We start from the raw sequence: 13,325 nt of genomic DNA on the forward strand, positions 1-13,325 counted from the left end.
AAAATCGGGGGGACGTCGGGGCCACTTGCGGGAGCGACTTCAGTCGCGATGCTCTTCGTTACCTCACGAAAGGCATCGCGACTGAAGTCGCTCCCACAAAAAAAGCAGGGTCATTCGGGGCGTGGGTGGTTCAGTTCGACGCTGTGCTCCGCTCCGTCATCGGTCAGCGGAATGAAGCCATCCGCCTGCGCCACGCCGTCCAGCCACACGCTGGCGGGAGTGCCGGCATCGCTTTGGCGCAGGTTGATCCGGTACAGCGTGTTGCGATGGCGATAGTCCATCGTGAAGCCGTCCCATGCGGGTGGCAACACGGGGGTGAAGCGCAGCTTGCCCGCTTCCAGTCGCAGGCCCAGCAGTGATTCCACGATGAGCCGGTACATCCAGCCGGCCGAGCCGGTGTACCAGCTCCAGCCGCCGCGGCCGGTGTGCGGCGGGACGGCGTAGACGTCGGCGCAGACGACGTAGGGCTCGACCTTGTAGACGTCCATTTGCGCAGGGTCGAGGCTGTGGCCGACGGGGTTGATCATGCGCAGCAGCTCCCACGCGCGGGCGTGATCGCCCAGCTCGGCGAAGGCCATCGTGGTCCAGATGGCGGCGTGGGTGTATTGGCCGCCGTTTTCGCGCACGCCGGGCACGTAGCCCTTGATGTAGCCGGGGTCGTGCGGGGATTTGTCGAACGGCGGATCCAGCAGCTGGATCAGGCTGGCATCGCGGCGCACCAGGTGCTGGTCGAGCGATGCCATGGCCTGTTGCTGGCGTTCCGGCGTGGCCACGCCGGACAGCACCGACCAGCTCTGGGCGATGGCGTCGATACGGCATTCCATGTTCTGGCTGGAACCGAGCGGGGTGCCGTCGTCGAAGTAGGCGCGGCGGAACCACTCGCCGTCCCAGCCGTGCTGTTCCAGCGCGGCGGTGAGTTTTTGCACCTCGTCGTGGCAGCGTTGGGCGAAGCCTTCGTCGCCGCGCAGGCGCGCCACCTCGGCGAAACGGTTCATCACCTCGCAGCTGAAGAAGCCCAGCCACACGCTTTCGCCGCGACCTTTTTCGCCGACGCGGTTCATGCCGTCGTTCCAGTCGCCGCCGCCGATCAACGGCAGGCCGTGCGCGCCGCGGCGCAGTCCGTGCTCGATCGCGCGCACGCCGTGCTGGTACAGCGTTTCGGTGAGGCCCGAGGGTTGTGGCAGGTCGTAATAGGATTCCTCGTCGGGATGCAGCGCGCGCCCCTCGATATAACCCACGCGCTCGTCCAGCACCGCGGTGTCGGCGGTGGCCAGCACGTAGCGGCTGATGGCCAGCGGCAGCCACAGGTAGTCGTCCGAGCAGGTGGTGCGCACGCCGCGATCGAGCGGCGGGTGCCACCAGTGCTGCACGTCGCCCTCGGGGAATTGATGGGCGGCGCACAGCAGCAGCTGGGCGCGGGAAAGCTCCGGCGCCGCGTGCAGCATCGCCATCGAATCCTGCAGCTGGTCGCGGTAGCCGAACGCGCCGCCGGACTGGTAGTAGCCGCTGCGCGCCCAGAAGCGGCAGGCGATGGTCTGGTACATCAGCCAGCCGTTGGCCAGCATGTCCAGCGCGGGTTCGGGCGTCCTGATCTGCACCGCGCCCAGCGTGCGTTGCCAGTGCGCGCGCACCTGGGCCAGCGCGTCGGCGGCGGCGCCGGTGCCGCGGAAGCGTTGCACCAGGGTGCGGGCGTCGGCGCTGTCGCGGCCCAGGCCCAGCCGGAACACGATCTCGCGCTGCTCGCCCTGTTCCATCGGCACGGCCAGTTGCAGCGCGCCGCAGGGGTCCATGCCGGCGCCGAGGCGGCCGGAGAGATGGGTGCGCTCCAGCGCCGCCGGGGCGTGCATGCTGCCGTTGCGGCCCAGGAACTCGGTGCGGTCGCCGCCCACGCGGCGGTCGAGGTCGTCGACGTCGAAAAAGGCCACGCGGTCGGGAAACTCGCCGTTGTAGGCATTGCGCGCGAACAGCGCGCCGGTGGCGGGGTCGGCCTCGGTGACCACGTGCATGGCGGTTTTCTCGCGCAGGTCGCCCAGCAGCCATTCGACGTAGCCGACGATGCTGAGCCGGCGCGGGCGGTCGGAGTCGTTGCGCAGTTTCAGCACCGAGAATTTCACCGAGGCATCCAGCGCCACGTACATCCACAGCTCGCCGTGGATGCCGTCCTCGGCGTGCTCGAACACACTGTAGCCGAAGCCGTGGCGGGTGACGTACTCGCCCTCGCCGCGGCGCGGCAGCGGGGTGGGCGACCAGTGCTGGCCGGTTTCCTCGTCGCGCAGGTAGATGGCTTCGCCGCTGCCGTCGCCCACCGGGTCGTTGTGCCACGGCGTGAGCCGGAATTCGTGTGCGTTCTCGCCCCAGGTGTAGGCGCTGCCGCTTTCGGACACCACGGTGCCGAAATGGGGGTTGGCCAATACGTTGGACCACGGCGCCGGGGTGGCGTCGCCCGGGCGCAGCACGATCACGTACTCGCTGCCGTCCGCGTTGAAGCCGCCGTGCGGGCTGGGCAATTGCAGCGTGCGCGGTTCGGATTCGACGACCGGTGCTTCGCCGGCAGAAGCGCGATAGCTGCGTTCCGGCTCGAAGCGCGGCGCATGGGTTTCCACATGCCGGCGGCTGATCTGCTCGGCCAGACTGCCGCGGGTGTCGCCCAGGATGATGCGCGCGCTGGCCTGCACCACCATCCGATCCTCGCTGGACAATTGCTGTGCCGGCCGCACGAAGATGCCGCCGGGGCGATCGAGCAGGCTCGCCTCGCTGCCCGAGGCGATCAGGCCCATGATCTGGTCCTGCAATTCCTGCCGGTAGCCGGCGCGGTCCTCGTTCCAGATCACCAGGTCCACCGCCAGGCCTTTCAGTCGCCAGTACGCGTGGGCCTGTACCAGCTGACGGACCAGCTCGATCCGCGCGGGGTCGGAAATCTGCAGCAGCACGATCGGCAGGTCGCCGGAAATCGATTGCCCCCACAGGCCCGACTGGCCGCGCCGGTTGCCGCGCAGCACGGCCGGGTCGGCGCGCAGTTGCGTGTTCGGGTAGATGATCGCGGTGGCCATGTGCTCGTACAGCTGTGCATCGGCCAGGCTGGCGTTGAGCTGGCGCAGCAGCACCTGGCTGTGCGTCCAGGCCAGGTCGAACACGCGGTCGGCCAGGTGGCGGTCGCGGTATTTGCCGATCAGGTGCAGGCAGCCCTCGCGGTTGTCGGCCATGCCGGTCACCAGGTCGATGGTGGCCGACTGCTCGGGCTCCAGCGTGATGCGGCAGCGGATCGCCACGATCGGGTCGAGCACCGAACCCTCGCTGTTGGACAGCTTCGCCTGTGCCGCGTCCAGCACCCGGGGCTGCGCCGTGCTGCGGCCGCGGCCGATGAAGCGGGCGCGGTCGGTTTCGTAGGAGATCTCGTCGATGTGGGCGTTGTGCACGGCCAGCAGATGGCACATCCACGGCACCGGCTCGCCCTGCGAACGCGGCCGGCGGCTGCACACGATGGCCTGCAACTCGGGCAGCAGCTCGGTCTGCACGAACAGGTTGCTGAAGGCCGGGTGCGCGGCGTCGCTGATCGGCGGTGCCAGCACCACTTCGGCGTAGCTGGTCAGCTCGATGGTGCGACGGCCGCGGCCGCGGTTGGTGATGCGGGTGCGGCGCAGCTCGATGTCGTCCTCGGGCGAGACCACAATCTCGGTATGCGCGTGGAAATCCTTTTCGCGCACGCGGAACTCGGCCCGCGCGTCGGAGAAGATCGCCTCGAACAGCTCGGTCTTCTTCAGCGTGGGCTGGTGGGTGGTGGCCCAGTACTCGCCGCTGGCCACGTCGCGCAGGTAGCAGAACATGCCGTAGTGGTCGCGCGTGATGTCCTCGCGCCAGCGCGTCAGCGCCAGCTCGCCGCGCCGGCTGTAGCCGCCGCCGGCGCTGCTGACCATCACGTGGTAGCGGCCGTTGGACAGCAGCTGCACGGCGGGGCGCGGGCGGTCGGGGTCGGTGAAGATGCGCAGCCGCGATTCGGCCATGCGTGGCATGCCGTCGAACTCGGGGAAACCCGACGCATGCAGGTACTCGGCCGCGGTGCGCGGGATGCGTTCCTGCAACAGCAGGCTGGTGGCCTGGAAGGGCGGATACGACTCGAACCGCCGCTGCATCGGCTGGCCCAGCAGCGCGTGCGCCAGCGCCAGCAGGCTCATGCCCTGGTGATGCGCCATGAACGACTGCACCAGCGCCGAGCCTTGCCCCACCGGCAGCCGCGCCGGGGTGTAGTCGATCGCCTCATACAGGCCGAAACGCCCCAGCGCGCCGGCTTCCGTCGCCAGCCGTTGCAGGTTGGCGGTGGCCGCGGCGGGCCGCACCATCATCGCCAGCGCGGTGGCGTAGGGCGCGATCACCACGTCCTCGCCCAGCCCGCGCTTCAGGCCGAGGCCGGGTACGCCGAAGGCGCGGTATTGATAGTTGAACTGCGCATCGCGCGTGTTGTAGCCCGATTCGGAAACGCCCCACGGAATGTTCAGCTGGTTGCCGTATTCGATCTGCCGGCCCACCGCCGCGCGGCAGGTCTGGTCCAGCAGGGTGTGCTCGTAGCTGGGCATCACCAGCATCGGCATCAGGTACTCGAACATCGAGCCGGTCCACGACAGCAGCACCGGCTCGCCCGCGCTGGTGGTCAGCAGCCGACCCAGCGCAAACCAGTTTTCCTGCGGCAGCTGGCCCTGGGCGATGGCCACGAAACTGGCCAGCCGCGCCTCGGAGGCCAGCAGGTCGTAATAGCTCTCGTCGCGCCGGCGCTCGTCCACGTTGTAGCCGATGGCCAGCAGGTCGCGGCCGGCGTCGTACAGAAAGTGGTAATCGACCACGGCCATCTCGCCGGCCTGGTCGGCCAGTTGCTCCAGCAGCGCGATGCGTTCGCGCGCGCGTTCGCGGATCGCCTCGGCATCGGCCTCGCAGGGCCAGCACAGCGGCTCGATGCGACCGAGCTGGGCCAGGGTGGGGATGCCGCTGAAGTTGATCTCCTCATCGGCCGGCGGATCGAGCTGGAAGGCCTGCACGTCGTCGTGCAGTTCGTGGCATTGCTGCACCAGCGCCGCGCTCCAGTACGCCACGTCGCTGTCCGGGTTCTGCGGCAGTTCCAGTGCCAGCGCGTTGGCGTGGTCGCGCAGGCGTTGCAGCACCGCGACGGCCTCGCCGAGCGTGGCGGGTGGCGTTTCCAGCGCGGCATCCAGCGCGCGCCGCATCGGTTGCAGCACGGTCGGGCGCACGCTGCCCAGGGCGTCGCGCAGCACCACCACGGTATCGCGCAGGCCGTGCAACAGGCGCGGGTGGAACAGCGGTTCGTCGACCAGCGCCTGCAACCCGGGCTGCAGCGTCAGCAGGTGGCCGGCGAGGTTGCCGCTGTCCACCGTGGAGACGTACAGCGGCTGCAGCGGCTGCAGGGTCTGGGTGTCGTACCAGTTGTAGAAGTGCCCGCGATGACGCGTCAGCGCGCGCATCGTGGCCAGCGTGTGGCGGGTGCGATCGAGCAGCCGGCCCATGCTGAGGAAACCGAAATCGTAGGCGGCCAGATTCGCCAGCAGCGCCATGCCGATATTGGTGGGCGAGGTGCGATGGGCCACCACCGGCTCCGGGTCTTCCTGCATGTTGTCCGGCGGCAGCCAGTGATCGGCCGGGCCCACGTGGGTATCGAAATAAGCCCAGGTGCGCCGCGCCAGCGCGCGCAGAAAACGCCGCTGGCTGCCGCTGGGCGCAAAGGCGCTGGCGCGGCGTGGCTGGCTGATCCACCAGGCGAAGCCCGGCGAGCACAACCACAACAGCAGCAATGGCTCGGCCAGCAACAGCACCATCGGCCGCTGCAGCGCCAGCACCACGGTGAGCACCAGCGCCAGCAACGGGCCGATCCACATCAGCCGCCACAGCGCGCCCGGCGCGTTGCTGCTGGTGCGCTCGGCATCGCTGGAGGTTTGCCATTGCAGCAGGTGGCGGCCGCTGACGCCCATGCGCCACAACGTGCGCACGATGGCGTCGAGGCCGTACAAGGCTTCGTGCGGCAGCCACGCCAGCCCCAGCAGCATGCGCGCCAGGTGTTGCGCGGCTGAGCGGAAGGCCGCACGCAGGTGCTGGTCCAGTTGCACCTCGGCCGGCTTCTGCACCAGGTCCAGCAATGCCGACAGCATCGGCGGCAGCAGCACCATCGCCAGCACCGCCAGCATCCACGACAGCGGTGGCGACAACATCAGCCAGCCCACCACCAGCAGCACCACCAGCGACGGTGGCACCAGGCTGCGGCGCAGGTTGTCCAGGATTTTCCAGCGCGACAGCGCGGTCAGCGCATTGCGGCGCCAGCCGTCGTGCGCGGTCGGTGCCCACGGCAGCAGCCAGGGCAGCAGTTGCCAGTCGCCGCGGATCCAGCGGTGGCGGCGCTTGACGTCGGCGCTGTAGCGGGTGGGGTACTCCTCGTACACCTGCACGTCGCTGAGCAGGCCCGAGCGTGCGTGGCAGCCTTCCACCAGATCGTGGCTGAGGATGCGGTTTTCCGGGAAGCGGCCGTCCAGCGTCAGCTCGAACGCGTCGATGTTGTAGATGCCCTTGCCGATGAACGAGCCTTCCTGGAACACATCCTGATAGACGTCCGAAACCATCCGCGTATACGGGTCGATGCCGGCGTCGCTGCCGTACAACTGCGCGTAGCGCGAGCGCGCGGTGCTGGGCAGGCTGACGCCCACGCGCGGCTGCAGGATCGAGTAGCCGGCCACCACGCGCCGCTGCTCCGGGTCGTACACGGCGCGGTTGAGCGGGTGGTCCAGCGTGGCCACCATCTCCTGCGCGGAGTCGCGCGGCAGCTGCGTGTCGGTGTCCAGCGTGATCACGTAGTGCACCGTGCCCAGCGTGTCGATGTCGCCCACGATCAACTGGAAGCGGTCGTGGCCGTTGCCGCGCAGCAGGGCATTGAGGTCCGCCAGCTTGCCGCGCTTGCGCTCGTGGCCCATCCAGCATTGCTCGGCATCGTTCCAGCGGCGCGGGCGGTGGAACAGGAAGAAGCGGTCGCTGGTGGCGGTGGCGTAGCGCTCGTTGAGCGCTTCGATGCGCCGTTGCGCCAGCGCCAGCAGCGCGGCGTCGCCGGGCAGGGTTTCGCTGGCCGCGTCGGTGAAATCGGTGAGCAGCGCGAAGTGCAGGTTGGGATCGCGATTGCCCAGGAAACGCACCTCCAGCGTCTCCACCAGATCCTCGATGTCCTGCGCGTTGGCGAACAGGCTGGGCACCGCCACCAGCGTGCGCGCGCTGGCCGGGATGCCGGTCGAGTAATCCATGCGCGGCAGCCGTTGCGGCTCCACCATCAGCGTGGCCAGCCAGTTGAGCAGGCTCATGCCCAGCTGGCTGGCCACGATGGCGGCGGGGATGGCGATGGCGACGATGCCCCACAACGGCAGGCCGTCGTGCACCGCGGTGAGCACCAGCGGTCGCGCGAACAGGAACGTCAGCAGCGCCAGCAGACCCAGATGCACCGGCAGCGGCGTGCGGTCGAACTGGCGACGCAGCGCCTCGCCCAGCAACGGGCGCACGCCCAGGCGTTGCTCCAGCGTGTGGCGGCCTTCGTCGATCAGGTAGAAGCCCACATGCTGCTGCAACGCGGGCGGTTCGGCGCGTCCGCATAATTCCAGCGCCGCATCAGCCACCTGCTGCTCGGCCAGATGATGGCTGCGCGCCATCGACTCGATCACGTGGCGGTAGCGGTCGCGGGTGGCGAAATCCATGGCCGGGTAGATGCCGGCCGGGTCCTTGCGCAGGCGTTGTTCGACCAGGCTGGTGTGCTCCACGAAATCGCGCCAGTCGATCGCCGACAACGCGCGCAGGCTGCCGATGCTGTTGCTGATCGACACCTGATGCGCGGCCTGCTGCTGCGCCTCCATCTGCACCAGGTGCTCGATGCTCTGGCCGGATTCGGACAACCGCTGTTCGATCCAGCTCAGCGGCAGCGCCAGCGCGGGGCTCTGGCCCTGCAGCCGGCGCGTCATTTCCGCCACGAACGAGCTGGCCATGGCCGGGTCCGAGCGCGCCATGTCGGCCACCACCAGCACCACGCTCTTGGGGTCGCGCTCGGCGGTGGCGGCCAGCGCGTCGGCCCAGCGCACGGCCTCGCTGCGGTGGCGCCAGTCGGCCATCACGCGGGCCGCCACGCGGCGCAGGTTCTCGATCAGCGCCAGCCGCAGCATGATCGGGATCGCCCACAGCTCGCCCAGTTTCAGCGGCGTGATCGTCTGATACGCCAGCACGAAACGGCTGAGGCTGGCGATGTCCACCCGGCCGTCGCCGTGCGAGATGATCTCCAGCGCGATGTCGTACACGCGCGGCAGGGTGATCGACGGTCCCTGGCTCAGCCGCGGCAGTTCACGGCTGTAGCCCTTGGGCAGGTGGCGCCGGGCCAGCCGGATCTGTTCCTCGATCAGGTACAGGTTGTCCAGCAGCCATTCGCCCGCCGGCGTAACCCGGCTGCGCTGGCGCGTGGCCGCGGTGAGGCGTTCGCAGGTGTGCAGCAGCACCGCTTCGTTGTCGGCCAGGCGGGCCAGCAGCAGGTCGGCGTTGGAGCGCTCGCTGATCTTGTGCTGCGCGGCCAGTACCGCGCCGTGGCGCTCCATCTGCTCGGCGCTGAACAGCTCCGAGCGCAGCGCCGGCTCCTGCTCCGGCCGCGCATGCGCGGCCACGCGGCGGCGGCGGAACGCGCGCAGGCGGCGCAACTTCAACAGATCGAGCAGGCTGGCGATTTTCAATTCCGGTTTCCTTGGCGCTGGCCACGCGCGGTCGCTGGCGTCCGCTGCATTGCGATCGCCCGACCCTGTCGCGTGAGAAGCAGACCGCCGCGGCGGCTGACCTTGCTGCCAGCGTACGCGCCGGCGTGTGAAGACGATGCGCTAGCATGGCCTGCTCGCCCTTCATCGGAGCCACCCATGCCGCCCCTGTCGATCCGCCTAGCCACGGTCGCCGACATCCCCGACCTGCTGGCGTGGAACAGCGCGATGGCGTGGGAAACCGAGCACAAACGGCTGGACCCGGCTGTGCTGGAACGCGGCATCGCCGGCGTGCTGGAGCAGCCGCGACGCGGCTTCTACCTGATCGCCGGGCGCGCCGGCGTGGCCGTGGGCGGCCTGTTGCTGACCTACGAATGGAGCGACTGGCGCAACGGCGATTTCTGGTGGATCCAGAGCGTGTACGTGATTCCCGCCGCGCGCCGCAGCGGCGTGTTTCGCGCACTGCATGCGGACGTGGCGCGGCGCGCCCGCGATGCCGGCGCGGTGGGCTTGCGGCTATATGTGGAGACCGAAAACGAGCGCGCGCAAGCTACCTACGCGCAGCTGGGCATGCAGCGCTGCCCGTACTGGATGTACGAGACCGATTTCACCGCCGGCAACGGCGTGTGATTTTTTTTCGGTGGGAGCGGCTTCAGCCGCGATGCTTCTTTGCGGGAATCGGGAATCGGGAATCGGGAATCGGGAATCGGGAATCGGGAATCGGGATTCGGGAATCGGGAATCGGGATTCGGGATTCGGGATTCGGGATTCGGGAAGTCAAAAACCATCGCGACTGAAGTCGCTCCCACAAGTGGCGGTGCCGCGACGTCCGTTACCGGGCGGGTGCCGCCAACCGTCCCTCTTCATCCATCACCACTGCGCCACGCGCCTGCAGATCGATGGCCATGCCGTAGCGTTCGGACAGCCGGTTCAGCAGCGCATCGCGCGCCTGCGGATGCAGCGGGTAACCGTGCGCCAGCACCCGCACCGAGCCGTCGGCATCGCGCTGGCTCAGCGTGATTGCCACCACACCCAGGCCCGGCGCCTCGTGCGCATACAGCGTGGGCGTGCTGCCGTTGGCGGCGGCGGGGGCCAGCGTCTCCAGCAGATAGCCGCGGCCCGCTTCGCTGTCGTCACCGGCCATGGCCAGCGGCAGTTGGTGGGCGTCGAGCAGGGCGGCGTATTGGCGCAGCTCGAACACGATGCCGGCGAAATCGTGGGCGCGTTGCGGCGGCTCGCCATGTTGCGTGGCCAGCCATTGCGCGGGCGATTGCGCGGTGATGGTGCCCTGCGCGTAATGCCAGCCCAGGCCGCGCGCGCTCATCGCCGATTCCTCGCGATCGGGCGTCAGCAGGGCCGCTTCCAGCAGCGCCCACAGCGGCGCCAGGTTGACGTGCTCGTACTGCACGCAGGTCAGCGCCATCAGGTCGTGGCGGGTGAGGTAGCGCACGTGCTCCAGCGGAACGCCCAGCGTGCGCATCAGCCAGTCGGCGGTGGGCGCGCCCGCTTCACCGCGACCGATCAGCTGCAGTTCCCACTGCTCGGACAGCGCTTCGGCCTGCTCCGCAGGCACCAGCAGGCTCAGCGGCAGCAAGCGCATCGGGCCATCGGCGTAATGCGGTGAGGGTTCCAGCGCCGGCGCCGGCATCTGGCCATCGTTGCTGCCGAACGCCACCACGTTTTCCAGCTGGCCGCGCGGCACGCGGCGCGCCAGATCGCCCAGCGTGTGCCACACCGGGAAATTCGGCCGCAGCAATTCCACCGGATCGAACAGCGCGCCGGCCAGCGCCAGCCGCGCCGTGTCCACCTGCGGGACCAGTCCGCGCAGGTCGGTGGCCACGTGCCCGGCCAGCTGATCCGCCTCGTCGCGCGTCAGCGTGAGCCGGGGCGGCGTCTGGCCGGCAGCGATTTCGAGGGCGAGTACAGCGGGCAGGTCGAGCAGCGTTTGCGCTTCCACGTGGGGAATTCCGGGCGGGAAGTCCGATTCTAGCGGGTATGGGGGGAGTTCTCGGCGTGGTGAGTGGCTTCGTTGGGGTTTCCCCGCGGCGTGCGCGGCTTCTTTGTGATTTCCCCGCGGCGTGCGCCCCCTCTCCCTGCCCTCTCCCCGCAGGGGAGAGGGGATTACGGTTTTTTTGTGGCGCTGAGGTTTGGCATGGCAGCTTCTTTACGCTTTATGGCGCGGCGTGCGGCTTGTTCGGTCTCTTCGACGAACGAAAAATCCCCGAAGCCACCGTGACCTCCTCTCCCCTGCGGGGAGAGGATTGAGGAGAGGGGGCGCGTGCTTGCGGGGAGCTTTCGGCGGCGGGGAGCTTGGTTGGGCTTCCCCGCGGCGTGTGCGGCTTCGTTGTGATCTCCCCGCAGCGTGTGCCCCCTCTCCCTGCCCTCTCCCCGCAGGGGAGAGGGGATTACGGTTTTTTTGTGGCGTTGAGTTTGGCGTGGCGGCTTCTTTCCGCTTTATGGCGCGGCGTGCGGCTTTTTCGGTCTCTTCGATGAACGAAAAGCCCCGAAGCCACCGTAATACCTCCTCTCCCCTGCGGGGAGAGGATTGAGGAGAGGGGGCGGGTGCTTGCGGGAAAGCTCGCCTGAATGAACCTGCCACCCCGCGCTGCCATGGGGTTTCGCCGGACCCCACCGCGGGTTAGCCTTGTGAGACTTGATATTTTCGGATCGTCCTGAGCATGGAGAACACGCAGAAGCGCGTCGGTGTGGTTGGCGGGGTACGTATTCCGTTCTGCCGCAACAACACCGCCTACGCCGAAGTCGGCAATTTCGGCTTGTCGGTAAAGGTGCTCGGCGCGCTGGTGGAACGCTACGGATTGCATGGGGTGGAACTGGGTGAAGTGGCGCTGGGTGCGGTGATCAAGCACGCGGCGGACTGGAACCTGGCGCGCGAGGCGCTGCTGTCGTCCGGGCTGGCGCCGACCACCCCGGGCATCACCACGGCGCGCGCCTGCGGCACCTCGCTGGACAACGCCATCATCGTGGCCAACAAGATCGCCGCCGGACAGATCGAGGCGGGCATCGCGGCCGGTTCGGACACCACCAGCGACGTGCCGATCGTCTACGGCCGGCGCCTGCGCAAGCGCTTGCTGGCGATGAATCGCGCCAGGACGCCGCTGGACAAGTTGAAGGTGGCGTTGCACGGGTTTTCATTGCGCGAACTGAAACCCGCGTTTCCCGGCGTGGCCGAACCACGCACCAACAAGTCGATGGGCGACCACTGCGAGCTGATGGCGAAGGAGTGGCACATCAGCCGCGAGGCGCAGGACCAGCTGGCGCTGGACAGCCACCGCAAGCTGGCGGCGGCGTACGAGAGCGGTTTCTTCGACGATCTGGTGGTGCCGTTCCGCGGGTTGAAGCGCGATGGTTTCCTGCGCCCCGATTCCACGCTGGAGAAACTGGCCTCGCTGAAGCCGGCGTTCGACAAGCGCTCCGGCCAGGGCACGCTGACGGCGGGCAACTCCACCGGCTTGTCCGACGGTTCGGCCGCGGTGTTGCTGGCCAGCGACGACTGGGCCGCGCAGCGCGGCCTGAAAATCCAGGCCTATCTGCGCGACGCGGAAGTGGCCGCGGTGGATTTCGTGCACGGCGAAGGCCTGCTGATGGCGCCCACCATTGCCGTGCCGCGACTGCTGGCGCGCAACGGCCTCACCTTGCAAGATTTCGATTACTACGAAATCCACGAGGCGTTCGCGGCGCAGGTGTTGTGCACCTTGCGCGCGTGGGAATCGGCCGAGTACTGCAAGAACCGGCTGGGGCTGGACGCGCCGCTGGGTTCGATCGATCCGGCCAGACTCAACGTGCACGGTTCCAGCCTGGCCGTGGGCCATCCGTTCGCGGCCACTGGTGCGCGCCTCATCGCTACGCTGGCCAAGCTGCTGGAGCAGAAGGGCAGCGGCCGCGGGTTGATCTCGATCTGCACCGCCGGCGGCATGGGCGTCACCGCCATCCTCGAGCGGCCGTGAGTCACGGCCCGTATCGGCATGCCACGCCTTCGCACCACCACCGGTCTTAGCTTGCTGCTGCTGGCCGGCGGCATCGCCGGCACCGGCTGGCTCAGCACGCTGACGGCTGGCTGGAGCGGCCCGGTGGCAAAGACGCCGAGCCGTCATTCGGCGGCCATCGCCAAGGCACCCGTACCGCGCCATGTGCGTGCGCCGGTGCACGTGGCAAAGACGAAGGTCGTTCGCACCGCGCCGCAGGAAATGGCGCCTGCGGCCGCACCGTCACCACCAACTCCGCTGGAGCCGGTGGCGATGCCGTATGACACCACGCAGCCGTGGTACAAGCTGCGCGGCCATCTGGACGGCCGCGTGGTGGTGCACGTCGATACCGATGGCCGCGGCCAGGTCGACCGCGCCAGCCTGGTCGAGTCCAGTGGCGATCCGGTGCTGGACGAACACGCCTTGCGCAGCGTGCGCGGCTGGCGCTTCGCCGTGCCGGCCGATCACCCCGCCGGTGTCAGCGGCGAACTGCCGATGCGCTTCTCCTCGCACCAGGACAGCCTGGCCCGCGCACCGTAGGGGATTCCGAAAAAAACTCCGTCATTCCGGCGAAAGCCGGAGG

5 protein-coding genes are annotated in these 13,325 nt (G+C 68.7%); 3 read left to right on the forward strand and 2 right to left on the reverse strand.

Annotation, left to right across the window (positions count from 1 at the left end; translation table 11 throughout):
* Window positions 1–110: 110 nt before the first annotated feature.
* The gene (locus UU9_RS14625; RefSeq protein ID WP_007082545.1) at window positions 111–8,741 is read right to left on the reverse strand and encodes a GH36-type glycosyl hydrolase domain-containing protein; all 8,631 of its coding nucleotides are present in this window, start codon (window positions 8,739–8,741) and stop codon (window positions 111–113) included.
* A 177-nt stretch (window positions 8,742–8,918) separates the two neighbouring features.
* Between UU9_RS14625 and UU9_RS14630 the strand changes: the two genes are divergently transcribed.
* Complete coding sequence (locus UU9_RS14630; RefSeq protein WP_007082546.1) at window positions 8,919–9,389, forward strand: GNAT family N-acetyltransferase; 471 nt, start codon at window positions 8,919–8,921, stop codon at window positions 9,387–9,389.
* A gap of 202 nt (window positions 9,390–9,591) precedes the next feature.
* On the opposite strand, the gene UU9_RS14635 is transcribed toward UU9_RS14630, so the two are convergent.
* On the reverse strand, window positions 9,592–10,716 hold the full coding sequence (locus UU9_RS14635; RefSeq protein WP_007082547.1) for a hypothetical protein: 1,125 nt from the start codon (window positions 10,714–10,716) through the stop codon (window positions 9,592–9,594).
* A 721-nt stretch (window positions 10,717–11,437) separates the two neighbouring features.
* Here UU9_RS14635 and UU9_RS14640 point away from each other — a divergent pair.
* Window positions 11,438–12,724: an acetyl-CoA C-acetyltransferase gene (locus UU9_RS14640; protein WP_007082548.1), complete on the forward strand. Its 1,287-nt coding sequence runs from the start codon at window positions 11,438–11,440 to the stop codon at window positions 12,722–12,724.
* A gap of 18 nt (window positions 12,725–12,742) precedes the next feature.
* The gene (locus tag UU9_RS14645; RefSeq protein ID WP_007082549.1) at window positions 12,743–13,282 is read left to right on the forward strand and encodes an energy transducer TonB; all 540 of its coding nucleotides are present in this window, start codon (window positions 12,743–12,745) and stop codon (window positions 13,280–13,282) included.
* Window positions 13,283–13,325 lie beyond the last annotated feature (43 nt).

Origin of the sequence: Rhodanobacter fulvus Jip2 (assembly GCF_000264315.1) — a bacterium.
GTDB lineage: Bacteria > Pseudomonadota > Gammaproteobacteria > Xanthomonadales > Rhodanobacteraceae > Rhodanobacter > Rhodanobacter fulvus.